The sequence below is a fragment of the Subtercola boreus genome (genome assembly GCF_003399635.1).
Lineage (GTDB): Bacteria > Actinomycetota > Actinomycetes > Actinomycetales > Microbacteriaceae > Subtercola > Subtercola boreus_B.
This window is the reverse complement of sequence record NZ_NBXB01000011.1, coordinates 17,106-41,772: the sequence shown is the minus strand read 5'-3', so window position 1 is coordinate 41,772 and position 24,667 is coordinate 17,106. Positions and strand designations below refer to the sequence as shown.

The window sequence follows — 24,667 nt, the reverse complement described above, 5'->3', positions numbered from 1 at the left end:
CGAGAAGAGGCCGGAGCGCCGTTGCACGACCAGCGGAGCGCCGCCAACACAAAAAAGGACCCCCCGCGCACCCGCCAGAGCCCGGTTACCCTTGCTGCATTTCTGCCCTGGGGGAGTTGGCCTGGATGGCGCCACGCGGGGAGCCGTGGATCAGTTTAGCCGACAGCAGCTCCCTCCGAGTAGCGCACCCGGATCTCGGGTCGCCGACTTGGCAGATCACGCCTCGGGGCGTTGGATAGAAAGCATGAGAATCGCAATTGCCGGCGGCCACGGAGCTATCGCCCTCCACCTCGAGAAACTCCTGTCCGACCAGGGCCACGAGGCAGTCGCGATCATCCGCAATCCGGAGCAGGCCAGTGACGTGCTGGCGGCAGGCGGTATCCCTGTCGTCATCGACCTCGAGAAGGTGGATGCCGCCACCCTCGCGCTCGACCTCGCAGGTGTCGACGCGGTGGTCTTCGCGGCAGGTGCGGGGCCGAATTCGACGGCTGAACGGAAGAACACCGTCGACCGTGACGGTGCCATCCTGCTGGCCGACGCAGCGGAGGGCGCGGGCATCCGCCATTACGTGCTGGTCTCCTCGATGGGAGCCGACGACTTCGACCCGGAATCCGACGACGTGTTCCAGATCTATCTCGCCGCGAAGGCGGCAGCGGATGCGAACCTCCGTGAGCGCGATCTGGACTGGACGATCATCCGGCCCGGCGGGCTGACCGATGAGCCGGGCACTGGCGAGGTCACGCTCGCCGAGAGCACCGGTCGCGGAACGATCCCGCGGCAGGATGTCGCCGCCCTCATCGCGGCCGCCCTGATCGACGGAATCGCTGTCCGCGCCCAGTTCGAGGCGATCAGTGGCGACACCCCGATCCGTAAGGCGTTGGCGGCCGTGCGGTACTGATTCGAGCGATCCGCGGGAATGCCGTAGGATGCTCTTTGGCCGTTTCTGCACCTGAGAGGCGGCTCGCCAGGAGAATTCGCCTAGTGGCCTATGGCGCACGCTTGGAAAGCGTGTTGAGTGAAAGCTCTCGGGGGTTCGAATCCCCCATTCTCCGCCACAGCAGTGCCGTACCTGCATTCAAGATTAGAGGCCCCACGACGAACGGCCCGCTCGAAGCGGGCCGTTCGTCGGGTTGGGTTCTGGCGGGATTGTGTCCTGGCGGGGTTGGGATCTAGCCGAGTTCGTTCTCGGTGATGGCGTCGGAGTGCAGCGCAATCCAGAGCTCGGCGGCATGCTTGTCTGCAGCCGTGCGGAGCTCGGTGCCGGTGAGGCTCTCGACGATGAACGGCCGGTCGCCGTGCCCGTTCTCCTGGCGGATGTTTGCGACGTGCACGTCGCCGATCCAGATCTCTTCTGCTTCTTTGCCTGCGTTGTCAGCCATGGCTTCACGCTACAGGTTCCGGCCGGTGATTTCTGTCCGCCAGCCGGAACCGCCAGCGATTCCTACGAGTTGTGCGCGCGGCGCCGATGAGCCACGGCCAGGCCAGCCAGCGCGCCGAGACCGAGCAATCCGACGAGCGCACCGAGGCCGACGATTCCGGCGACTGGTGCTCCGGTCTCAGCCAGCGATCCCGTTTGGCCACCGGTCCCGGGCCTCGGAACGACTGCCCCGGCGGTCGACGTCGACATCGTCGTCGACGTGCCCGTCGGAACGGGCGTGGCGGTGGCCCCGGGCGTCGCCGGCGGAGTTGCGGGCGGCGTGGTCGGAGTGACCGCGGACGCAGCTCCGGACAGCGGCACGGCCACAACCAGCACAGCAGTCTCGACGGTTCCCGTGACAGCGAACCCGCCAACTCTCGCGCTTCCCGTGAACGAACCCACGGCGAGCGGTGAATACGTCAGTTCGAATGCTGCCGTGCCCCCCGGGGCGGTGATCGCGCCGACGGTCCCGAAGGAGGAGGCAGTGATCTTCACGGTCGGCAGCGGGTTCCCGGCCGAGTCGACGATGGCGATGTCGTTGGTCGAGAACCGCATCGGCAGAACACCGTCGACGGTGAGAGTGACTTCCTGCGTGGCGAAACCGCCGACGCTGACGGTGCCGAAGTCGGCTGACGTGCCACCTCCCGTAGTTGTGGCGGTGAAGTGCGCAGGATCCGTGGCGATCGACGTTCCCTTGAAGGTTAGGGTGAGACTCAGCTTCGAGTTGTCGGTCTGATCGGTGGCGACGAGGGCCACCGGCACCGTCGACACCGTACCCACAGTGGGAACTCTGTACGTCACTGTGAACGTCGCGTGCGCGTTGTGGGCGACGACCGTAGTCTTGGTGAACGAGATCGCCGACGCCGTGAAAGGCGCCGCCATCGCTACGAGCGGCGCCGGGTCGATCGTGATGTCGTTGTCCCCCGTGTTCAGCAGGTCGAAGGTCTTGATCTGCACTCCGCCCGCCTTCTGAAACGAGAAGTCGGGATTGCCCGACGAGAGCACGAATTCGAACGGTGCGGCGCTCGCCGGAGCGGCAGCGACACCACCCACGAAGACGGCCGCGCCGATCAACGCGAGGGTGGCGACAGCACGTCGGCCGAGGCCGGACGGTCGGGAGGGGGCGCGCAGGGTCATGGTGTTCCAGCTTTCGTGGCGAGACAGAGTCACGTCACGGTAGCTTAAAACCGAGTAAACCTCAATGCATCAGACTGCGCGATCTTCCAGCCCCCAGGACTGGCCGTAGCCGCCCTCCTCCACCGGCAGCGCCATCAGCTCGAGGAACGGCAGCGCATCGAACGCCTCCGGCCCGAGCACTCCCACGCCGCCCCACACCCCGAGCGCCAGCAGTTCCAGCGCGATCACGGGATTCAGCGCCGTCTGCCAGACCACGCACTGGGACTCGTATTCGCGCATCGTCCACTCGTTGTCGGCCACGTGGTAGAGGTACACCTCCCGGGCCAGGCCGTCGAGCCCCGTACCCGTCACCCAGAGTCCCGCGCAGGTCTTGCCGGTCATCCGGGGCCCGAGTGTTGCCGGGTCGGGGAGCCCCGCCGCCACGACATCACGCGGCGCGACGGTCACGGGGCCATCGGCAGAGCGCACGGTCAACGGCGCCGTCTTGTCGAGTCCGAGCTGATGGAGTGTCTTCAGAATGGAGATGAACTCGTTGCCGAGCCCGTATTTGAAGGTCACCCGCTTCGCGTCGACCCACCGCGGCATCAGCAACACCTCTTCGTGCTCCACGTTCACGCACTCGACGGGCCCGATGCCGTCGGGGAAGTCGAAGATCTCCGGCTCACTGAACGGCTCGGTGGTGAACCAGCCGCGCTCCTTTTCCCACACGACCGGCGGGTTCAGGCATTCCTCGATGGTGGTCCAGATACTGAACGACGGCGCGAAGATCTCCTCCCCCGACTCATCCCGGACGACCAGGTTCGCCCCGTCGCGCGTACCGAGCTCGTCGATGTCACTGAAGAGGTGGTCTGCGGCGTAGCGCGCGAAGACGTCGCTGAGCCCGGGCTCGACGCCCATGCCGACGAGCGCAAGCGTGCCGGCCTTCTCCCAGTCGGCGGCCTGGGCGAACTGGTCGTCACCCAGCTTGATGCCGGTCTCGGAGTGCGGCTCGGTCGGATGCGGCTCCGAGAGGCTCATCGCCATGTCGAGGTAATTCGCTCCTGCCGCGAGCGCACCGGCGAAGATCGCCTGCACGAAGCGCGGCTCGACGGCGTTCATGACGTGGGTCGCGCCGTGCTTGCGGGCGACCTCTTCGACACTCGACGCGTCAGAGGCGTCGATCCGGTCGGCGAGGAACTTCTGCGCGACCTCCGGCCCGTGCTTCGCCTGGATCCAGGCCACGGTCGACTCCGCCCGGGCCAGGTCGTAGTCGGTGACGACGATCACTTCGAAGAAGGTACGCCTGGCCGCGATCTTCGCGATCGAGTTTCCGACACCACCGGCACCCACGAGCAGAATTCTCATGGCGAGAGACTACCGCGAGCGGTGGATGCCCGTCAGCACCCGCGCCTCAGAACACCGTTCCGGCGGGGTCGGCCAGCAGGTCGGCGAAGACCAGCTCCGCGGCACCCGTCGTCAGCAGCCGGGAGCGGAGCCGGGCCCGCTCGAGACGCACCGGATCGGCCAGCCCCACGACGGAGGCGGCATTGACGGATGCGCGGAGCCGTGCGGGATCGGCCTCGTACAGCGACCCGAGAAATCCGCCCAGGATGATCGACTCGGGGTTGAACACGCTGACGAAGGTGCCGATGGCGAGCGCCAGCACGTCGAGTTGGCGTTCGATCTCGGGGCGGGCATCCGGAACCGCCGCAATCAGCGCGTCGACCTCGTCGAGCCCGGCGCTGTCTCGCCCGAGCACCTGCAGCAGAAGCCCGAGGTTCACCTCGGTCTCGAGGCACCCGCGCTTGCCGCAGTGGCACCGGATGCCTGAACTGTTCACCAGCGTGTGGCCGAGTTCTGCAGCGTAGCCCCGGCTGCCGCGCAGCATCACCCCGCCCGCGAGGACGCCGCCCCCGATGCCGCTCGCGCTGCCGTTGAGGTAGACGAGATCCTGCACGCCGCGGCCCGCGCCGAAGATGCTCTCGGCCACTGTCGCGAGCGCGGCATCGTTGGCCACTGCGGCACGGAACCCGAGGGCAGCGGCGAAGGGTTCGGCGACCGGTTCGTCACGCCAGCCGAGGTGCGGGGCGAGCGCGACGACGCCGTCCCGGGAGTTCACGAGCCCGGGCACGGCGATCCCCACGCCCGCCACGCGGAACTCGGTCGCGATTTCGTCGCGCATGCCATCGAGAACCTCCTGCACGATCCGGATGCTCGCCCCGACCGTCGGCACCGCATCCGTCTCCCGGCGCACCAGGTGGTGGAGCAGACCGCCGAGCCCGACGACGCCGACCGTGACCGCGTCGATGTCGGGGTTGACCGTGATCGCCACGACCTTCCCATTCGCGTGCACGATCGGACTCGGCCGACCCACCCGGCCGGAATCGGCGGGTTCCGTCTCATAGGCCAGGCCGAGCTCGACGAGTTCGGCGACCAGGGCGCCGGTGGTCGACCTGTTCAGGGCGGAGAGACCGGTGAGCTGCGCCCGGGACTGCGGGCCGCCGTGATGCAGGAACGTCAGCACGGTCGAGAGGTTGTGCCGACGGGTCTGGTCGTTGCTGTTGCCGACGCCGGGCGACAGGCGACGTGGCACGCTCGCCAGAACCATGGGGCCTCCCGTATCGATGTTCGAAAACAGTGTGCCAGCCCTTTGACACGAGCCCGGCATCCGCAATATGTTGTGTGTGGTAACTTTTTACCACGGACGCCCCCTGAACACCCTGTCCAACTCACCAACGATGCTGACTGGAGCACCCGCGCATGTCCCTGACGCCCACCCGCGCTGACAAATTCTCTTTCGGACTCTGGACGATCGGCTACAACGGGTCCGACCCCTTCGGCGGTCCGACCCGGTCCCACCTCGATGTGGTCGAAGCCGTCGAGCGTCTGAGTGAGCTCGGCGCGTACGGGCTCACCTTCCACGACGACGACCTGTTCGACTTCGGTTCGACCGACTCGGAGCGCCAGACCCAGATCGACCGCCTCAAGGGGGCCCTGGCTTCGACGGGGCTCGAAGTCCCGATGGTCACGACGAACCTCTTCAGCGCACCCGTCTTCAAGGATGGCGGATTCACCTCGAACGACCGCGCCGTGCGCCGGTTCGCCCTTCGCAAGGTGCTCCGCAACATCGACCTCGCCGCTGAGCTCGGCGCGAAGACCTTTGTGATGTGGGGCGGCCGCGAGGGCGCGGAGTACGACGCGGCGAAGGACATCCGCTCGGCTCTCGAACGCTACCGCGAGGCCGTCAACCTGCTGAGCGACTACGTCACCGACAAGGGCTACGACATCCGATTCGCGATCGAGCCCAAGCCGAACGAGCCCCGTGGCGACATCCTGCTGCCCACCGTCGGGCACGCGATGGCCTTCATCCAGACCCTCGAACGCCCCGAGCTGGTCGGTGTGAACCCCGAGGTCGGCCACGAGCAGATGGCCGGTCTGAACTTCGCAGCCGGCATCGCCCAGGCGCTCTACCAGGGCAAGCTCTTCCACATCGACCTCAATGGCCAGCGCGGCATCAAATACGACCAGGACCTGGTGTTCGGCCACGGCGACCTCTACAACGCGTTCGCGCTCGTCGACCTGCTCGAGAACGGCTCCCCCGAGGGCGGCCCGGTCTATGACGGCCCGCGCCACTTCGACTACAAGCCCTCGCGAACCGAGGACATCACGGGCGTCTGGGACTCGGCGGCAGCGAACATGCGCACCTACCTCCTGCTGAAGGAGCGCGCGGCCGCCTTCCGGGCAGACCCCGAGGTACAGCAGGCCCTGGCCGCCTCCCGCGTGCCCGAACTGGCCGAGCCCACGCTCAACCCGGGCGAGACCTACGCCGACCTGCTCGCCGACCGTTCGTCCTACGAAGAGTTCGACCCGACCCCGTACTTCGACGGCAAGGGCTTCGGCTTCGTGCGCCTCAACCAGCTCGCGCTCGAACACCTCACCGGCGCCCGCTAGCCATGACGCTGGTCGCGGGAGTCGATTCGTCGACCCAGAGCTGCAAGATCGTGATCCGAGACGCAGAGACCGGAGCGCTGGTGCGGAGTGGGCGCGCGCCGCACCCCGACGGCACGGCGGTCGACCCTGCAGCGTGGTGGAGTGCGCTGCAGGCGGCGATCCGGGATGCGGGCGGTCTCGACGATGTCGCCGCGATCTCCGTCGGCGGCCAGCAGCACGGCATGGTGGTTCTGGATGCCCGGGGCCGGGTGATCCGCGACGCGCTGCTCTGGAACGACACTCGCAGCGCCCAGGCGGCCTCAGACCTGCTCGCCGAGATCGGAGCAGACGGGCCCACCGGCTTCGCCGAGCGCGTGGGGTCGCTGCCGGTCGCTTCGTTCACCGTGACCAAGTTGCGCTGGCTCCGCGACGCAGAGCCGGCCAACTCGGCGCGCGTCGCCGCCGTGACGCTCCCCCACGACTGGCTGACCTGGCGCCTGCTCGGGTACGGCCCCGAGGGCGAGAGTCCGCTCGGGCCGGTTCTGGATGCCCTGGCCACCGACCGGTCGGATGCGAGCGGAACCTCGTACTGGAGCCCCGCGACAGGGCGATACGACTTCAACCTGTTCGAGCATGCCTTCGGCCGGCCGGCCGTCGAAGCGGCAGGCGTCGAGTCGGCCGCGGACGAAGCGGTGGACGCCGCAGAGAGGGCGGCCAACGACGCCGTCATCGTCCCCCGCATCGTGCAGACCGGGCATGTCGTCGGAACGACGGTCGCCCACGGCGGCGACCTCGCGTACGGGGGCGACATCCCGTACGGGGGCGACAGCCCCGTGGACACACCCGAGGCCGTCGGGGTCATTCCCGCCGGCATCCTCGTGGGCGCGGGGATGGGCGACAACGCCGGCGCCGCGCTGGGGCTGGACGCGAAAGCGGGCGATGTGGTGATCAGCATCGGCACCTCGGGAACGGCCTTCGCCGTGACCGATCGCCCGGTTGCCGACCTCACCGGCACTGTCGCCGGGTTCGCCGATGCCGCCGGCGGGTTCCTGCCGATCGTGGTGACGCTGAACGCCGCGCGCATCCTTGCGTCGACCAGTGAGCTGCTGGGTGTCGACTACGACGAGTTCGCGAGGCTCGCGCTCTCCGCAGCCCCGGGCTCCGGTGGCGTCGTGCTGGTGCCGTACTTCGAAGGGGAACGCACCCCGAACCTCCCCGATGCCACGGCTACACTCCTCGGGCTGACGATTGCGTCGACCACCCGTGAGAACCTCGCCCGTGCTGCGATCGAGGGCATGCTGTGTGGGCTCGCCGATGGAGTGAGCGCGATCCGCGATCTCGGGGTCGCCACGAAGAGAGTGCTGCTGATCGGGGGCGCCGCGCAGAACGAGGCGGTGCAGTCCGTCGCGGCGCAGGTCTTCGACGTGCCGGTCTCTGTGCCGACGCCGGGCGAGTACGTCGCGGACGGCGCGGCCCGGCAAGCCGCATGGACGCTGTCGGGCGCGAGGCCGGCATGGCCGATCAGTTTCGTGGCCGAGCTCGCGGTCGACACGGTGCCGGCAATCGCCAGGCAGTATGTCGCAGCGCAGGCGCTGGGGTCCATTCCGCGCGGTTGAGAGCGAGCCGCTCGGCGCCTCCGCGGCGCGCGTTCCGCGGTGCTCCCCGCCCGGTGCCGCCCCGGCGCGAGTGTCCCCGCAACATCCGCGGCTCCCCTTCCTCGGCAACCCACCGTTCACCGCAGGGACACTCGCGCCTGTGACGATGCTCGTGCCCGCAGCATCCGTCAACCGAAGAGGCCCTCCGTGACCCTGACCACCCCCGTCCGCTTCGGCGGCGCACTTCTCCTCTCGGCGCTCTCCCTCGCGCTGGTCGGCCTGGCCCCGGTCTCCGCCTCGGCAGCGGGCACCGTCTCCGACGGCGCCTACATTCTGTACGACTCCGGCACCGAGACCCGATTCCCGGCCGGGCACGTGGCTCTGTGGGATGACGACCTCGTGGCCTCCCCCAACAGCAGCGATCCCCGCGCGCACTTCACCTGCGCCAGCGACGCCGAGAGTGTGCAGACCTTCATAAGCCCCGTGGGCTCGGAGCGCACACGGGCATCCTGGATCGGCTACGCCGACAGCGGCTTCTTCTTCGGATCCAAGGACGTGCTCGAGCCCTCGGCAAACCTCAGCGCCCAGATCCTCGGCTCGGCCGGCCAGGCCAGGGCCCGGGGCGGCGACTACAGCGTCGGCCTCGCCTGCCTGAAGTTCAACGGAGTGCAGTTCGCGAGCGCCGGCCTCTGGTTCACCACCGTGCACGTGACGGCGGGCAGCGGTTCCTGGACGTACGACCAGGCCCCGAACCCCCTGAAGCTCACTGTCGGCAAGCCCTCGATCTCGGGCTGGGCCGTGGTCGGCTCGAAGCTCACCGGCACCGCGGGCACCTGGGGGCCGTCGCCCGTGACCCTCGGGTACCAGTGGAGCCGCAACGAAATTCCGATCACCGGCGCCACCACCACCTCCTACACCCTGCAGCCGGCAGACCTCGGACGCGCCATCACCTTCATCGTCACGGGTGCGAAGAGCGGCTACGAGACATCGGCCGCGTCCAGTAGGGCGACGAGCCCTGTTCTCGACAGGTTGACGGCCACAGCCACGCCGACCATCAGCGGCACCCCGACCGTCGGCGCGGCACTCACCGCCAAGCCCGGAACGTGGTCGCCAGCGCCCGTCACATTCACCTACCAGTGGAACCGCGGCGGAGTGAAGATCACCGGCGCCACGAAGTCGACCTACACACTGGCGGCGGCGGATGCCCAGACCACCGTGACCGTCACGGTCACCGGTTCGAAGCCGGGGTATGGCACGGTCGCGAAGACCAGCGCCGCCACGAAGGCCGTCGCGAAGGGCGCGCTCGTCACCGCTGTTCCGCTGATCTCGGGCACTGCGAAGGTGGGCTCGGCGTTGATCGCCAAACCCGGCACATGGAATCCGGCCCCCGTCACTCTCACCTACAGCTGGAAGCGCGCCGGAACAGCGATCGCGGGCGCGACCTCAGCGAGCTACACGCCCGTCGCGGCCGACGCCGGCAATACGCTGACGGTGACCGTCTCGGGTTCGAAGTCGGGCTACGTGTCCGCTACCGCGACGAGCAAAGCTGTCACTGTCGCAAAGTAGGGCCCGGCTCGTCCGGAGCGCCGAACCCCCCTCAGTCCCCCGTTGCGACCGCGCGGTCGGTGTTCGACCACGCCGACCAGGAGCCCGGGAACACCCGCGGCTCGAAACCCGCGATCGTCAGCGCCACCGCGTCGACCGCCGCGGTGACACCCGATCCGCAGTACACGCCCACCGGTGCATCCTGCCGGGCGCCGACGGCCTCGAACCGCGCGCGGAGCTCCGACGGGCTGAGGAATCGACCGTCGGCATCGACATTGCCCGTCGCCGGTGCACTGCGGGCCCCCGGGATGTGCCCGGCCCGCGGATCGATCGGCTCCACTTCGCCCCGGAATCGTTCCGGCGCACGAGCGTCGAGCAGCACCCCGTGCTGGCCGAACTCGGCCGCGGCATCGATGTCCAACCACGGAAGAGCCCCGTAGGCGAGGGTCACCGAGCCGTCGCCGTCGCCGACCGGATCGCCCGTCTCTAGCTCGAACCCGGCGGCGAGCCATGCCTTCAGGGCGCCGTCGAGCAGCCGCACATCCGCGACGCCAGCGCTTCGCAGCAGCCACCACGCACGGGACGACGACAGATTGTTCAGATCGTCGTACACCACGACCGTGTCGCCGTCATCGATTCCCCACGATCGCGCCGCGGTCTGCAGCGCGTCGATCACGGGCACCGGATGCCGGCCCTCCGTCTTCTCGCCGCGCCGGGCCAGCTGCGTGTCGAGGTCGACGTACCGCGCTCCCGGGATGTGACCCTCGCGATAGAGCGGGAGCCCCGGTGGCCCGCCGAGTTTCCACCGCACATCGAGCACCCGCACCCGCGGCCCGCGATCGCTGGCGAGCAGCGCGGCCAGCTCGTCGGCACCGATGAGCACCGCGCTCGTGTCGTGGCTGGCCCCGCTGCTGCCACTGCTACCGCCATCGCCACCGCCATTGCCACTGCTGTCACTCATACGCTTTCGCCTCCCGTCGTCTTCGCGCCGCCGTTCGCCAGCGCCCGCCCGGCCGCCCAGAGGAACGGCAACGGATTCTCGATCGCCGCCTCAGAACTTCCGGCCAGTTCACTGAGCGACACCGAGGCGGCGAAATCCTCCGGATCCGCGCCGATGCTGCCCGCCACGAGCAGCGGGAACGTCTCATGCTTGCGGGCGAGCCCCACCACGAACGATGGCACCTTTCCCGCGGCGGACTGGCTGTCGAACCGCCCCTCGCCCGTGATCACCACATCGGCCTCGCTGATCTGACGCTCAAGACCGACAGCATCCGCCACCGTCTCTGCACCGTTCCGGATGATCGCACCCCACAGCGCCAGGCCGAACCCCGTTCCCCCGGCGGCACCGGCGCCCGGCGCTTCGGGGTCGGCCAGATGCGCGGCCGACCTCGGTCTCGCCGTCTGCGCGGCCTCCCCGACGATCCGCGCGAAGGCAGCGAGGGAGCGGTCGAGTTCGGCGACCTGGTGGACGTCGGCACCCTTCTGCGGGCCGAACACCGCCGCAGCGCCGTCGACCGCCAACAGGGGATTGGTGACGTCGGTGATGATCTGGGCACCGCCCTCTGGCAGGTCACGGAGCCCGCTGAAGTCGACGGAGACGAGCCCGGCGAGCCCAGCGCCACCCGGCGCAATCGGGTCGCCCTCCGCGTCGAGGAACCGCGCTCCGAGCGCAGTCAGAATTCCGACGCCGCCGTCGGTGGAGGCACTCCCGCCAATGGCGAGCAAGAGCCTCTCAACGCCGTGGTCGAGCGCCGCGACGATGGCCTCTCCGAACCCGGTGGTCTGGGCATCCATCGGCAGAAGCGTCGACAGCAGCGTGATGCCGCTGGTGTTGGCGAGTTCGACGACCCCCGTGGTCCCGATGCTCTCTTCGCCCGGGACGAGCAGCCACTCTGCCTCGACCGGTTCGCCGGCCGGACCGGTGACCGTGATCGGCATCCGCTTCGATCCGGGGATGGCGAGCGCGAGTGCCTCGATGGTGCCCTCGCCGCCGTCGGCCATCGGCGTCAGTACGACCGTGTCGCCGGGCCTTGCCTCACGCCAGCCTCCGCCGATCGCCTCCGCCACTTCGACGGCGGTCGCGCTCCCCTTGAACGAGTCGGGGGCAACGATGACCTGCAGCGTGGGGCTCATGCTCCCATCCTGCCCCAACGCTGCCCCGCGCCCAGATCTGGCGCTCCCACCACCCGTACGCAATTCAGGAGGAGAGCCCGGCCACGTCGTATACCGACGCGACGGGGCTCTCCTCCTGAATTACGGCGCGAGCCGCAGCTGCACCCGGCAGTTCAGCTCAGAAATCCCAGTCTTCGTCCTCGGTGTTCACGGCCTTGCCGATCACGTACGAGCTACCCGATCCGCTGAAGAAGTCATGGTTCTCGTCGGCGTTCGGCGACAGGGCCGACAGGATCGCCGGGTTCACGTCGGTGACGCTCTTCGGGAACATCGGCTCGTAGCCCAGGTTCATCAGCGCCTTGTTGGCGTTGTAGTGCAGGAACTTCTTGACGTCTTCGGTCAGCCCGACCTCGTCGTACAGATCCTGCGTGTACTGGGTCTCGTTCTCGTAGAGGTCGTAGACCAGAGAGAACGTGTAGTCCTTGATCTCGTCCCGCTTGGCCTGGTCGACCTTCTCGAGCCCCTTCTGGAACTTGTAGCCGATGTAGTATCCGTGCACGGCCTCGTCACGGATGATCAGCCGGATCAGGTCTGCCGTGTTCGTCAGCTTGGCGCGAGACGACCAGTACATGGGCAGGTAGAACCCTGAATAGAAGAGGAACGACTCGAGCAGGGTCGAGGAGACCTTCCGTTTGAGAGGGTCGTTGCCGTGGTAGTCGTCGAGAACGATGTCTGCCTTCTTCTGCAGGTTCGGGTTCTCGGTCGACCAGCGGAACGCCTCGTCGATGTCCTTGGTGTTCGACAGCGTCGAGAAGATCGACGAGTACGACTTTGCGTGCACCGACTCCATGAACGCGATGTTCGTGTACACCGCCTCCTCGTGCGGAGTGACCGCGTCGGGGATGAGGCTGACCGCGCCGACCGTGCCCTGGATCGTATCGAGAAGCGTCAGGCCCGTGAACACCCGCATGGTGAGCTGCTGCTCGGCCGGCGTGAGCGTGTTCCACGACTGCACGTCGTTCGAGAGCGGAACCTTCTCGGGCAACCAGAAATTGTTGACGAGACGGTTCCACACCTCGACGTCTTTGTCGTCCTGGATCTTGTTCCAGTTGATCGCCTGCACGTTGCGCGCGAGCCTGAGCTGTTCAGCCACGATTCTCTTCTTCTTTCACGCTACGGATGATCGCAGCCAAGTTCTTACAGATGAAAGCTAATGACGGAGCGCACTGAACGGATGACTTGCCATCCGTTACAAAGCACAGGAAACGCAACCCTCGATCTCGGTGCCCTCCAGCGCCATTTGGCGGAGGCGGATGTAGTAGATCGTCTTGATGCCCTTCCGCCAGGCGTAGATCTGCGCCTTGTTGATGTCGCGGGTCGTGGCCGTGTCGCGGAAGAAGAGCGTGAGCGACAGCCCCTGGTCGACGTGCTGCGTCGCCGCCGCGTACGTGTCGATGACCTTCTCGGCACCGATCTCATAGGCGTCCTGGTAGTACTCCAGGTTGTCGTTCGTCAGGAACGGCGCGGGGTAGTAGACGCGACCGATCTTGCCTTCCTTGCGGATCTCGATCTTCGACGCGATCGGGTGGATCGAGGCCGTCGAGTTGTTGATGTATGAGATCGAGCCGGTCGGGGGCACCGCCTGCAGGTTCTGGTTGTAGATGCCGTGCTCCATGACAGAAGCCCGAAGCGACGCCCAGTCTTCCTGCGTCGGGATGTGGATCGAGGCGTTGTCGAAGAGCGACGCGACCTTCACGGTCGACGGCGTCCACGAGGCATCCGTGTACTTGTCGAAGAACGCTCCCGTCGCGTAGGTCGAGTCGGCGAAACCGTCGAACACCTCGCCGCGCTCGATCGCAATGCGGTTGGAAGCCCGCAGCGCGTGGAACAGCACCGTGTAGAAGTAGATGTTCGTGAAGTCGATGCCCTCTTCGGAGCCGTAGAACACCCGCTCCCGAGCGAGGTAGCCGTGCAGGTTCATCTGGCCGAGGCCGATGGCGTGCGAGCGGTCGTTGCCCGACTCGATGGAGCGCACCGAGGTGATGTGGCTCTGGTTCGACACCGAGGTCAGGCCGCGGATGGCCGTCTCGACGGTCAGGCCGAAGTCGGGCGAGTCCATGGTGAGCGCGATGTTCAGCGACCCCAGGTTGCAGGAGATATCCTTGCCGATGTTGTCGTACGACAGGTCTTCGTTGTAGGTCGTCGGCGTGTTGACCTGCAGGATCTCCGAGCAGAGGTTCGACATGTTGATGCGGCCCTTGATCGGGTTCGCCTTGTTCACCGTGTCTTCGTACATGATGTAGGGGTAGCCAGACTCGAACTGGATCTCCGCCAGCGTCTGGAAGAACTCGCGTGCCTTGATCTTCGACTTGTGGATGCGCGGGTCGTCGACCATCGCCCGGTACTCCTCGGAGACACTGATGTCGCCGAAGGGCACGCCGTAGACCTTCTCGACGTCGTACGGCGAGAACAGGTACATGTCCTCGTCGTTCTTCGCGAGCTCGAACGTGATGTCGGGCACCACGACGCCGAGCGAGAGCGTCTTGATACGGATCTTCTCGTCGGCGTTCTCCCGCTTCGTGTCGAGGAAGCGCATGATGTCGGGGTGGTGCGCCGAGAGGTACACCGCACCCGCGCCCTGGCGGGCACCGAGCTGGTTGGCGTAGCTGAAGGAGTCTTCGAGCAGCTTCATGACGGGGATGATGCCCGACGACTGGTTCTCGATCTGCTTGATGGGAGCACCCGACTCGCGGATGTTCGACAGCAGCAGCGCGACACCGCCGCCGCGCTTCGAGAGCTGCAGCGACGAGTTGATCGCGCGGGAGATCGACTCCATGTTGTCTTCGATGCGCAGCAGGAAGCACGAGACGAGCTCACCGCGCTGCGCCTTGCCGGCGTTCAGGAAGGTGGGGGTCGCGGGCTGGAACCGACCGCCGATGATCTCCTCGACGAGGTTGATCGCCAGGGTCTCGTCGCCGTCGGCGAGGCCGAGCGCGGTCATGACCACGCGGTCTTCGAAGCGCTCGAGGTAGCGCTTGCCGTCGAACGTCTTCAGCGTGTACGAGGTGTAGTACTTGAACGCTCCGAGGAACGTCTCGAAACGGAACTTCTTCGAGTAGGCGAGGTCGTTGAGCTTCTGGATGAACTCGAACGAGTAGCTCTCGATGAGCGCACTCTCGTAGTACTCCTTCTCGACCAGGTAGTCGAGGCGCTCACGCAGGTTGTGGAAGAACACCGTGTTCTGGTTGACGTGCTGCAGGAAGTACTGCTTCGCCGCTTCTTTGTCTTTGTCGAACTGGATCTTGCCGTCGGCGTCGTAGAGGTTCAGCATCGCGTTCAGCGAGTGGTAGTCGAGACCCGTCGCTGCGGACGGCGCCTCGATCAGTGTGCTTTCCAAAATTCTTCCAATCCTGTTATGACGGCCTCGACATCGTCGGGCGTACCGAATACTTCAAACCGGTAGAGGGTGTCGACCTTGCATTTCTGCGCGACGATGTCACCCGCGAGGCAGTACGCCTCGCCGAAGTTCGTGTTTCCTGCAGCGATGACGCCCTTGATCAGGGAACGGTTGTGTGAGTCGTTCAGAAATCTGATGACCTGTTTGGGAACAGCGCCTCCGGTCGACCCGCCCCCGTAGGTGGGCAACACGAGAACGTAGGGCTCATCGACTTTCAGCGGCGCTTCGGTGGCGTAGAGCGGGATCCGGTGAGCCGGTGTGCCCAGCTTCTCGACGAAGCGCCTGGTGTTGCCTGAGACGCTGGAGAAATAGACCAGGTCTGCCATCTGTATCGGGTCAGGCTACGCGCGAAGCGAGTTCGGCGATCTTGTCGGGGCGGAAACCCGACCAGTGGTCGTCGTCGGTGATGACGACGGGAGCCTGGAGGTAGCCCAGCTCCTTGACGGCCGCGAGGGCCTTTTCGTCGACCGAGACGTCGAAGATCTCGTATTCGAGACCCTTGTTCTCGAGGGCGCGGTAGGTGGCGGTGCACTGAACGCAGGAGGGCTTGGTGTAGACCGTGATTGCCATGTTTTGCGCCTTTCTCTTCAAACTCGGTGACAGGAGTACAACACTACATCTAGTTGTCAGCTTCAGAACAGACCCCTAGATGAAGTAGTTACATCCGTGTAATTATCCACAGCTTCTGCGGAGTTTCCACACCTTCTCAACACCCTGAGTGCACAGGCCATTCCGCGTATTCAGGCCTCACAAGGGCGATCTGTGGATAACCGCACCGCCGTGGTCTGAGGATAACTTCGACCACCGACATCCGGACCACCGGGCGTGTCGCGGGCGTGCCCCACTAGGAACGTGCGCGCCCGCTCACGGCGAGCGCCACGAGGGCGAGAGCGGCAGCCAGCAGGAAGCACGCGGTGAACGAGAAGGCACTTACCGCCCCCGCTGTCGCAAAGATCGCCGCCGTCAGCGCCAGGGACGACGCCGCCCCGATCGAGTCGGAGATCGCCAGCGCCGAGGAGTTGAAGCCCTGGTTCGTGACACTCGACAGCCGGAGCATCGCGACAGACAGTCGCGGGTACATGGCCCCCATCCCCGCTCCCGCGAAGAGCCAGCCGACGATGGCCAGCGCCGGCGAGAGGGCGAAGATCGAACACGCGAGCACGATCGCCAGCGCGAACAGCACCAGGAGGATGCCCGCCCTGATGCTCGCCACATCGCTGATGCGCTCGGAGTACTTGCCCTGCAACCACGATGCCCCGGCCCAGGAAAGCCCAGCGAACGACAGCGCCAGCCCCGCCAACGCCGGTGTCAGCTGGTATTGGCTCGTGAAGAAGTAGGGAAGGTACGTCTCCGCCGCGAAGTAGGCCCCCGACACCAGCCCGCGCAGCAGGATGACCGTGGGGAGCCCCTGCCGGGCCAGCAGGGCGCCCGGGGGGAGGAGCGTTCGGAGCGAGACGACGGCGATCACGATGGCGGCCACCGCGAGCATCCAGACGACCGTGCCGTCCAACCGGTCGGCGAGCTGGCCCGACAGGCTGGCAACAAGCACCGCGCACGCCGCCACCACCGACCAGACGATGCGGGACAGCTTCCACGGCCCGCCCGTCGACACCGCCTCGAACCCGCGCATGACCGGAACGACCATGCCCATCGCGAGGATCACCAGCACCACCACGCCGAGGAACACCCAGCGCCAGCCGACGGTCTCTGCCACCACACCGGCGACCAGGGGCCCGACAAGAGACGGGATGACCCAGGCCGCAGCAAAGGCGGCGAACACCTTGGGATGCAGTCGTTCGGGGAAGACCCGGGCGACCAGAACGAACAGCGCCACGGTGAGCCCGCCGCCACCGAGCCCGGAGACCAGCCGGCCGAGCACGAGCAGCTCCATGTTCGTCGCCAGCCCGGCAACCAGCAGACCGCCCGCGAAGAAGATCACCGAGGCGAAGAGGGGACGGCGGGGGCCGGTTCGATCCGACCAGTTGCCGGCCACCACCATCCCCACGACGCCGACGGCCAGCGGGCCGGAGAAGGCGAGCGCGTAGAGCGACGCCCCGTCGAACTCGGCGCTGATCGTCGGCATCACTGTCGTGACGGCGAGCGCCTCGAACGCCGAGAGCAGGATCATCGCGAGCATCCCGACGGTCACCCAGCGGTAGGGTCGCCCGAGGATGCCCGCGCCCGAGTCGCTCGGCCGGGCATCCTGACCTGTCGCCGACCCTGTGCTCACCTCACAAGGCTACGGGAGGCCGCCGACACCGAATGCGGGAGGTCAGGCGGGGCCGTCCACTGTTGCGAAAGCGCGAACCGGGAACGTGCCGAAGCCCGCCACCTTCGGCGGGACGGCGGTGAAGCGCGCCCCGCGGAACGGTAGCGAACCGAGGTTGGTGAGGTGCTCGACGACGTGGATGCCCGCATCCAGCAGCAGCGTGTGCGCGGGACGCTCGCCGCCCGACTCGGTGTCGTCGATGTTGAGCGAGTCGATTCCAACCAGCGCGACGTCGCGCTCGATAAGCAATCGCGCGCCGTCCTCGGTCAGGAACGGCGACCCGCTTGCGTACGAGGGGGTGCCGAAGAGCGCGTCCCAGCCGGTGCTCAGCAGCACGGCCGTGCCGCGGAGATCCTCGGTGCCGAACGCATCCGCCGTGATACCCCGGCCGTCGAAGCCGGGCTCTGACTGGTCTGCAGGAGACGGACCGTTTGTCTGCTCGCCGGCGATGGCGGGGAACGAGAAGACCACGGCGGGCAGTTCGGCGAGCGTCTCGAGGCTGAGCGTCGAGAGGTCGCCTCCGTCGGCGTAGCGGTGGAAAGGGCTGTCGAGGTAGGTGCCGGTGTTGCCGATCATCGTGATGATGTCCATCGCGAATTCTGTGCCCTCGGCGTACTTCGACTTCGAGTCCTCGCGGGTCAGGTGCGGAGTGAAGCGGGGCGCAGGGAGGCCCGGGTAGGTGACGAGGCCTTCGGTGATCGTGTGGCTGAGGTCGATGAAGCGGCGGCTCATGCGTGGGCCTTCCTGGTTGGTTGAGCGGGGGTGTCGGGGTGGTGGGCGGTCGTTGCGGGGCGGGGCGGGTCGCGGCGGCGACGATCACCGCGACGGGGGCAACCGAAACCACGGCCATCCACCAGCCTGCCGTGAAACGCCCGAGTAGGCGAACGGCCGCCGTGACTCCCTGCGCCACCTGCTCAGCGAGAGCAGGGAGCAGGGAAATACCGGTTCCGAGCACGGCCGCCACGGAGAGGGCGGTGCCCGGGGCGAGCCCGACGGAGGGGTGGTCCGGTGGGGGCATGACCCAACCATGGCAGGTCGGAACCCTCCGCATGATGGCAAAAATGGCAATGAAGCGGTCATTTCTGCCGGCTCGCGCACTGCGGCTAGAGTCGAGAGGTGAACGATGACGCTCCCCTCCCGCTGGCCGACGAGGCTCCTTCCGAGCAGCACGATGGTGGCGCGCTCCGGCTCGCCAACGTCGCCGACATCGGCGGCAGCCACATCACCGCGGCCGTCGTCGGGATGCGCGGCAGCAGCGCTCGCGTCGTCACATCAGCGGGCGCTGACACCGACCCCCACGGGGCGGGCACGGAAATCCTCGACATCTGGGCATCCGCCTGTCGCGAGGCCGTCGCCCAGGCGGGTGGCGACGCTCGAGCCGACGCGGCCTGGGCCATCGCAATGCCCGACCCGTTCGACTATGAGCGCGGGGTGGGCACCTTCGAGAACGTCGCGAAGTTCGAGAACCTCTCCGGGGTCGACATCCGCGGGGAGCTCGCCGCCCGGCTCGGCGCGGAACCGTCTGCCGTGCGATTTGTGCACGATGCGAGCGCCTACGGCATCGGCGAATGGATGTTCGGGGCGGCTTCCGGCCACGATCGCGCGGTCTGCATCACTCTCGGCACCGGTGTCGGCAGCACGTTCCTCGACCACGGCACCCCGATCAGACATCGCGCCGACGTTCCGACGAACGGCACCGCCCACCTCCTCGAGGTCGACGGTGGCCCCTTGGAGGACACCGTCTCGACCCGGGCGATCGTCGCCGCCTTCGCCCGGCAGACGGGTGAGACGACCAGCGTGAAGGATATCGCCGGCCGGATGCGCGCGGGTGATGCGACCGCGACCAGGGTGCTCGAGCATGCCTCCTTCGCGCTCGGACGCTGCCTCGGCCCGTGGCTCGCCACGTTCGAGGCCAGTGTGCTCGTGGCCGGGGGCTCGATCTCACGCTCGTGGGACCTGTTCGAGCCCGGCTTCCGGGCAGGAGTCGCCGAAGCTAACCCCGCCTACGCCGCCACCCTGGAGCTTGCCGCCTCACGGCTGCTCGACGACGCTCCCCTCCTCGGCGCGGCGGCCTGGCTCACCCGCTCGGCCTGACTCCCCCACCGCACTCCGCCCCGCAGCACTTCGGTTCCGCGCCTCTTTGTCGCTTCCGCGTCTGCGCGCGCAGTGGCGGAAGCGACAAACGGGCGCGGAACGTCGTCCGGGGCGGGCGCGAGGTGGGCGGGTGGGCGGGTTGTGAGCCAGTGGAGGTCGGCCTACGGTGGGGTGACCCCACAAAGGAGACAGATCATGGGCGACATCCCCGGCTTCCTCGCAAGCGAGTTCCCCGACGACGCACGTCACGTGCCCGGCGAGGAGGCTTTCACGGCACGGAAGGAGGCCGAGGAGGAAGAGTCCGCGGCCGGTACCGCCGACCCGGTCGACGAGAAGCAGATCTTCTACAAGCAGGACGAATCGAACGTCGAGGACGACGCCAGCGACACCGAGTCCTCCGGCCGCAACAGCGACGAGTCGACGTACGGCGACGCCGACCTCTGACGCCCGCTGCTGCGGCAGCCGGACTCAGCGCCGGGGCAGTGCCCGGTCGAGATCCTCGATCAGGTCATCCACATTCTCGATTCCCACCGAGAGCCGGATGATGTTCTCGGGAACCTCGAGCGCGGTGCCCTTCACCGACGCGTGCGTCATCTCGCTGGGATAGCCGATGAGCGATTCCACCCCACCGAGCGATTCCGCGAGCTGGAAGACCTTCGTCGACTCGGCGAACTTACGCGCCGCCTTCGGGCCCGCCTTCAACCCGAGCGAGATCATGCCGCCGAAACCCGACATCTGGGTCTTCGCCAACTCGTGCCCCGGGTGCGTCTCGAGGCCCGGATAGTAGATGCGCTCGAGCGCCGGATGCCCGACCAGGTGCTCGGCGATGGCCTGCGCATTGGCGCTGTGCCTGTCCATCCGCACGGCGAGCGTTTTGATTCCGCGAACGGTGAGCCAGGCATCCATCGGCCCCGAGACCGCGCCCGCGGCGAACTGCTGGAAACCGACCTTCGACGCCAGCTCCTCATCGTTCAGCACGACCGCACCGCCGAGCACGTCGGAGTGGCCACCGAGATACTTGGTGGTCGAGTGGATGACCACGTCGGCCGCGAGTGAGAGCGGCTTCTGGAGGTAGGGCGAGGCGAAGGTGTTGTCGACGACGACCAGTGCCCCGGCCGCGTGTCCGATCTCGGCGAGTTCCCCGATGTCGCTGATCTTCATCAGCGGATTGCTCGGCGTCTCGAGCCAGAGGATCTTCGTCTTGCCGGGCACAACGGCCTTCTGCACGGCGTGCAGGTCCATCATCTCGACGGTGTCGTTCAGGATGCCCGACTTCTTGTGGATCGTGTTGATCAGTCGGTGGGTACCGCCGTAGACGTCGTTGCCGAGCACCACGTGGTCGCCGGGTTCGAGCGCCGCCCGGAGCAGGGCATCCTCGGCCGCCAGCCCCGACGAGAACGAGAACGCGTGCTTTCCACCTTCGAGCGCGGCGAGCAGTGTCTCGAGCGACGTGCGCGTGGGATTGCCGCCGCGGGCGTACTCGTAGCCGCCCCGGAAGCCGCCGATCCCGTCCTGCACGAACGTGGAGGTCTGGTAGATCGGCGGGATGATCGCACCGGTGGTGGGGTCGAACTCCTGGCCGGCGTGGATGGCTGTGGTCTCGAAGTGCTGTTTGCGTGGCATGGGACTCCTAACGCTCGGGTGGGCGCGATTATTCGTGGGGGTTCAGGTTTCGGTCAGGCTGTAGGCCTGGGCCGGCCCGCCCGGCGGGTCAGTCTGCCGCGTGAGCCAGACCGGCCGGCGGGTCAGGCGCTCAGGAAACTGAGCAGGTCCTGGCGGGTGATCACGGCGACCGGCTTTCCCTCGTCCGTCACCATCAACGCCGACGCCGAACCGAGGAACTGGCGCGCCGCGGCGACGGACTCGTTGATGCCGATCAGGGGGAACGACGCACCCTGGAAGGTGCCGACCGTGTCGCCCATGGCCGCAGCGCCGCTGAAGAGGTGTTCGAGCAGAGCCTCCTCGTTCAGTGAACCGACGACCTCGCCCATCACCACGGGCGGTTCCGCGGTCAGCACCGGCATCTGCGACACCCCGTACGTCTTCATGATCTCGATCGCGTCGTGCACGGTGTCGCTCGGATGCGCGTGCACGAGCGCCGGCAGCGATCCGTCTTTCGCGCCGATGAGGTCGCGAACGGTGCTCTCACTCGATTCGCTGGTGAACCCGTAGGAGCGCATCCACTTGTCGTTGAAGATCTTGCCGAGGTAGCCGCGACCACCGTCGGGCAGCAGCACGACGACGACCGCGTCGGCGGGCAGGTCACGGGCCGCCTTGAGCGCGACGGAGACTGCCAGCCCGCTCGAACCGCCGACGAGCAGGCCCTCCTCGCGGGCGAGGCGGCGGGTCAGCTCGAACGACTCGGCGTCGCTCGAGGCGATGATGCTGTCGACCACGCTCGGGTCGTAGGCGGTCGGCCAGAAGTCCTCGCCCACGCCCTCAGTCAAGTACGGCCGGCCGGTGCCGCCCGAGTAGACCGAGCCCTCCGGGTCGGCTCCGATGATCTGAACGCGGCCGTCCGAGACCTCTTTGAGGTACTTTCCGACCCCGCTGATGGTGCCGCCGGTGCCGACGCCGGCCACGAAGTGGGTCACCGTGCCCTCGGTGTCGCGCCAGATCTCGGGACCGGTGGTCTCGTAGTGGCTGAGCGGACCGTTCGGGTTCGAGTACTGGTTCGGCTTGAACGCGCCGGGGATCTCGCGCGCCAGACGGTCGCTCACCGAGTAGTACGACTCCGGGTCTTCGGGAGCGACGGCGGTCGGCGTCACGACGATCTCAGCTCCGTAGGCCAGGAGCACGTTGCGCTTGTCCTCGCCCACCTTGTCGGGCAGCACGAAGACGCACCGGTAGCCGCGCTGCTGGGCCACGAGCGCGAGGCCGATGCCGGTGTTGCCGGAGGTCGGTTCGACGATTGTGCCGCCGGGCTTCAGCAGGCCCTCGCGCTCCGCCGCGTCGACGATCCGCGTGGCGATCCGGTCTTTCGAGGAGCCGCCGGGGTTGAGGTACTCCACTTTCGCGAGCACTGTGGCCGCGATGCCGTCGGTCACCGTGTTGAGGCGGACGAGCGGGGTGTTTCCGACGAGGTCGAGGACTGTCTCTGCGTATTTCACCCGTTCAACCTACCAGCGCCGTCTGCCGTGTTACCGGAGTGTGCCCGGCGTCACCGGAGTGCCGCCGATGCCTCGGCCACCCTCGCGGCGCTCACAGCGAGCCCGCCGAGACCTGCTCGCTGTACAGGTTCGTATAAGCGCCGCCCCGGGCGAGGAGCTCGGCGTGCGTGCCGCGCTCCACGATGAGCCCGTCTTCGACCACGAAGATGACGTCGGCCTTCACCACGGTCGACAGTCGATGAGCGATGGCGATCGTGGTGCGGCCGCGCGATGCCGTGTCGAGAGCGTTCTGCACGACCCGTTCGGAGATGGAGTCGAGGGCGCTGGTCGCCTCGTCGAGGATGAGTACGGCCGGGTTCTTCAGCAGCACGCGGGCGATCGCGATGCGCTGCTTCTCGCCGCCCGAGAGCCGGTACCCCCGCTCCCCGACCATCGTCTCGTATCCGTCGTCGAAACTCATGATGCGGTCGTGGATGTTCGCCAGCACCGCCGCGGCCTCGAGCTCCCGCTGGCTCGCCGTCGGCTTCGCGTAGCGGAGGTTCTCGGCGATCGTCGCGTGGAACAGGTACGTCTCCTGGCTCACGATGCCGAGGTGGGTCACCAGCGACTCCTGTGTGACGTCGCGCACGTCGGTGCCGTCGAACAGAACCCGGCCGCCCGTCGCCTCGTAGAACCGGGGAATGAGGTACGACACCGTGGTCTTGCCGGCACCCGAAGGGCCGACGAAGGCGGCGAACTGGCCCGGCTCGATGTCGAAGGACACACCGCCGAGCGTCGGCCGCGACTCGGGCGACGCGTCGGCATAACGGAAGACGACCTCGTCGAACTGCACCCGCCCGGCCGCACGGGCCTCCGGCAGCACCAGGGCGCCCGGCCGGTCGGCAATGGAGGGCTTCAGGTCGAGGTACTCGAAGATGCGCGCGAACAGCGCCCCCGACGTCTGCAGGTCGAGCGCGACCCGAAGCAGCCCGAGCAGCGGGAACAGCAGCCGCGCCTGCACCGTCGTGAACGCGACGATGGTGCCCGCCGTGATGCCGGACGCACCGTTTCCGACCAGGACGCCGGCCACGAGGTAGACGATCGCCGGGATGCTGGAGAGGAAGATGCTCACCATCGCGAAGAACCACTGGCCGCTCATCTGCTGGCGCACCTGCAGGAAGACCTGGTTGTCGTTCTCGGCGGAGTAGCGCCCGATCTCGGTCTGCTGCTGGTTGAAGCTCTTGGCGAGCAGGATGCCCGAGACGCTCAGCGTCTCCTGCGTGATCGCCGTCATGTCGCTCAGCGACTCCTGCGTCTTCGTGGCGATGCGCGCCCGCACCTGTCCCACGCGTCGCTGGGCGATGACGAGGATCGGCATGAGCACCACGGCGACGATCGTGAGCTGCCAGTTCAACAGGATCAGCGCCACGAATGCTGCGATGACGGTCACCGTGTTGCCGAGCACACTCGAAATAGTGTTGGTGAGCACCGCCGCGACACCGCCCACGTCGTTCTGCAGGCGGGACTGGATGACCCCGGTCTTCGTCTTGGTGAAGAAACTCAGTTCCATGCGCTGCAGATGGGTGAAGAGCTTCACCCGCATCGAGCCCATCACGTTGTTGCCGACCGTCGCCGTGAGGTAGGCCTGCCAGACCCCGATGAGGCTCGAAGCCACGTAGAGCACGATCATCAGTCCGACGATCTCGGCGAGCACGGGCACGTTCGGGCCCGAGCCCGGCGGGAAAAGACCGCGGTCGAACGCCTGCTGCGTGAGGAGCGGCGGGATCACCGACACAGCGGCGGAGACCAGTACGAGCACGATGGTGAGGATGATCGGGCGCCGGTACGGGCGGAACAGGTCGACGATGCGCCCGAACAGGTTCTCGACCTTCGGCGCGTCGGCATTGCGGGCTCGTTGAGCGTCGGCGTCACCGCCGCCCATCATGGGGCGACCGCCCCCACCTCGCACTCCGACACCACTCATGTTCCCACTGTACGTGCGCAGAAAACGCGAAGGCCCCCGCCCGCACAAGCTGTGCAGAG

21 protein-coding genes, 1 tRNA gene and 1 other RNA gene are annotated in these 24,667 nt (G+C 67.3%); 7 read left to right on the top strand and 16 right to left on the bottom strand.

All coding sequences use genetic code 11. The features are described from left to right. Positions 1 to 51: 51 nt before the first annotated feature. Positions 52 to 148: signal recognition particle sRNA small type (gene ffs, locus B7R22_RS02740), an RNA gene on the bottom strand. A 96-nt stretch (positions 149 to 244) separates the two neighbouring features. Between ffs and B7R22_RS02735 the strand changes: the two genes are divergently transcribed. Both B7R22_RS02735 and B7R22_RS02730 read left to right on the top strand, forming a co-directional pair. Continuing rightward, positions 245 to 898 carry an SDR family oxidoreductase gene (locus B7R22_RS02735; protein ID WP_116410282.1) on the top strand — a complete coding sequence of 218 codons (654 nt, stop codon included), beginning with the start codon at positions 245 to 247 and terminating at the stop codon, positions 896 to 898. 69 nt (positions 899 to 967) lie between these two features. Next, positions 968 to 1,055 (top strand) — tRNA-Ser (locus tag B7R22_RS02730). A 114-nt stretch (positions 1,056 to 1,169) separates the two neighbouring features. On the opposite strand, the gene B7R22_RS02725 is transcribed toward B7R22_RS02730, so the two are convergent. The 4 genes from B7R22_RS02725 to B7R22_RS02710 form a co-directional block, all read right to left on the bottom strand. After that, positions 1,170 to 1,379: a hypothetical protein gene (locus B7R22_RS02725; RefSeq protein WP_116410281.1), complete on the bottom strand. Its 210-nt coding sequence runs from the start codon at positions 1,377 to 1,379 to the stop codon at positions 1,170 to 1,172. A 62-nt stretch (positions 1,380 to 1,441) separates the two neighbouring features. Next, complete coding sequence (locus tag B7R22_RS02720; protein WP_116410280.1) at positions 1,442 to 2,554, bottom strand: hypothetical protein; 1,113 nt, start codon at positions 2,552 to 2,554, stop codon at positions 1,442 to 1,444. A 69-nt stretch (positions 2,555 to 2,623) separates the two neighbouring features. Further along, entirely contained in the window at positions 2,624 to 3,898 is a 1,275-nt protein-coding gene (locus B7R22_RS02715) for a saccharopine dehydrogenase family protein (protein ID WP_116410279.1), read from the bottom strand. 46 nt (positions 3,899 to 3,944) lie between these two features. Continuing rightward, a complete protein-coding gene (locus B7R22_RS02710) occupies positions 3,945 to 5,141 on the bottom strand; it encodes an ROK family protein (RefSeq protein WP_116410278.1) in 1,197 nt (398 codons plus the stop codon). Between the two features lie 152 nt (positions 5,142 to 5,293). Here B7R22_RS02710 and xylA point away from each other — a divergent pair, with 152 nt between their 5' ends. The 3 genes from xylA to B7R22_RS02695 all read left to right on the top strand — a co-directional run bounded on the left by xylA (position 5,294) and on the right by B7R22_RS02695 (position 9,624). After that, positions 5,294 to 6,484, top strand: a complete 1,191-nt coding sequence (gene xylA / locus B7R22_RS02705) for a xylose isomerase (protein ID WP_116410277.1) — start codon at positions 5,294 to 5,296, stop codon at positions 6,482 to 6,484. 2 nt (positions 6,485 to 6,486) lie between these two features. Further along, a complete protein-coding gene (locus B7R22_RS02700) occupies positions 6,487 to 8,079 on the top strand; it encodes a xylulokinase (RefSeq protein WP_116410276.1) in 1,593 nt (530 codons plus the stop codon). A gap of 186 nt (positions 8,080 to 8,265) precedes the next feature. Further along, the gene (locus tag B7R22_RS02695) at positions 8,266 to 9,624 is read left to right on the top strand and encodes a hypothetical protein (RefSeq protein ID WP_116410275.1); all 1,359 of its coding nucleotides are present in this window, start codon (positions 8,266 to 8,268) and stop codon (positions 9,622 to 9,624) included. Between the two features lie 31 nt (positions 9,625 to 9,655). Here the strand turns inward: B7R22_RS02695 and B7R22_RS02690 are convergent, their stop codons facing one another. The 8 genes from B7R22_RS02690 to B7R22_RS02655 form a co-directional block, all read right to left on the bottom strand. Beyond that, complete coding sequence (locus tag B7R22_RS02690; RefSeq protein ID WP_116410274.1) at positions 9,656 to 10,564, bottom strand: sulfurtransferase; 909 nt, start codon at positions 10,562 to 10,564, stop codon at positions 9,656 to 9,658. Beyond that, complete coding sequence (locus B7R22_RS02685) at positions 10,561 to 11,736, bottom strand: glycerate kinase (RefSeq protein WP_116410273.1); 1,176 nt, start codon at positions 11,734 to 11,736, stop codon at positions 10,561 to 10,563. Before B7R22_RS02685 ends, B7R22_RS02690 begins: the two co-directional genes overlap by 4 nt. Before the next feature lie 157 nt (positions 11,737 to 11,893). Next, complete coding sequence (gene nrdF, locus B7R22_RS02680; RefSeq protein ID WP_116410272.1) at positions 11,894 to 12,868, bottom strand: class 1b ribonucleoside-diphosphate reductase subunit beta; 975 nt, start codon at positions 12,866 to 12,868, stop codon at positions 11,894 to 11,896. Positions 12,869 to 12,964: 96 nt separating this feature from the next. Next, positions 12,965 to 15,112, bottom strand: a complete 2,148-nt coding sequence (nrdE, locus tag B7R22_RS02675; RefSeq protein WP_301182587.1) for a class 1b ribonucleoside-diphosphate reductase subunit alpha — start codon at positions 15,110 to 15,112, stop codon at positions 12,965 to 12,967. Further along, on the bottom strand, positions 15,097 to 15,498 hold the full coding sequence (gene nrdI, locus B7R22_RS02670; protein ID WP_116410270.1) for a class Ib ribonucleoside-diphosphate reductase assembly flavoprotein NrdI: 402 nt from the start codon (positions 15,496 to 15,498) through the stop codon (positions 15,097 to 15,099). Before nrdI ends, nrdE begins: the two co-directional genes overlap by 16 nt. 10 nt (positions 15,499 to 15,508) lie before the next feature. Beyond that, positions 15,509 to 15,742 carry a glutaredoxin-like protein NrdH gene (gene nrdH, locus B7R22_RS02665; protein ID WP_116281859.1) on the bottom strand — a complete coding sequence of 78 codons (234 nt, stop codon included), beginning with the start codon at positions 15,740 to 15,742 and terminating at the stop codon, positions 15,509 to 15,511. 274 nt (positions 15,743 to 16,016) lie between these two features. Further along, complete coding sequence (locus B7R22_RS02660) at positions 16,017 to 17,402, bottom strand: MFS transporter (protein WP_253258842.1); 1,386 nt, start codon at positions 17,400 to 17,402, stop codon at positions 16,017 to 16,019. A 42-nt stretch (positions 17,403 to 17,444) separates the two neighbouring features. Further along, positions 17,445 to 18,173, bottom strand: coding sequence for a cyclase family protein (locus B7R22_RS02655; protein WP_116410269.1), 729 nt, complete (start codon positions 18,171 to 18,173; stop codon positions 17,445 to 17,447). Between the two features lie 384 nt (positions 18,174 to 18,557). On the opposite strand from B7R22_RS02655, the gene B7R22_RS02650 reads away from it, so the two are divergent. After that, positions 18,558 to 19,535 carry an ROK family protein gene (locus tag B7R22_RS02650; protein WP_116410268.1) on the top strand — a complete coding sequence of 326 codons (978 nt, stop codon included), beginning with the start codon at positions 18,558 to 18,560 and terminating at the stop codon, positions 19,533 to 19,535. A gap of 195 nt (positions 19,536 to 19,730) precedes the next feature. After that, positions 19,731 to 19,979, top strand: coding sequence for a hypothetical protein (locus B7R22_RS02645; protein WP_116410267.1), 249 nt, complete (start codon positions 19,731 to 19,733; stop codon positions 19,977 to 19,979). Positions 19,980 to 20,003: 24 nt separating this feature from the next. Here the strand turns inward: B7R22_RS02645 and B7R22_RS02640 are convergent, their stop codons facing one another. The 3 genes from B7R22_RS02640 to B7R22_RS02630 all read right to left on the bottom strand — a co-directional run bounded on the left by B7R22_RS02640 (position 20,004) and on the right by B7R22_RS02630 (position 24,608). After that, complete coding sequence (locus B7R22_RS02640; RefSeq protein ID WP_116410266.1) at positions 20,004 to 21,158, bottom strand: cystathionine gamma-synthase; 1,155 nt, start codon at positions 21,156 to 21,158, stop codon at positions 20,004 to 20,006. A 122-nt stretch (positions 21,159 to 21,280) separates the two neighbouring features. After that, entirely contained in the window at positions 21,281 to 22,645 is a 1,365-nt protein-coding gene (locus B7R22_RS02635; protein ID WP_116410265.1) for a cystathionine beta-synthase, read from the bottom strand. Positions 22,646 to 22,736: 91 nt separating this feature from the next. Continuing rightward, a complete protein-coding gene (locus tag B7R22_RS02630; protein WP_116410264.1) occupies positions 22,737 to 24,608 on the bottom strand; it encodes an ABC transporter ATP-binding protein in 1,872 nt (623 codons plus the stop codon). Positions 24,609 to 24,667: the final 59 nt, after the last annotated feature.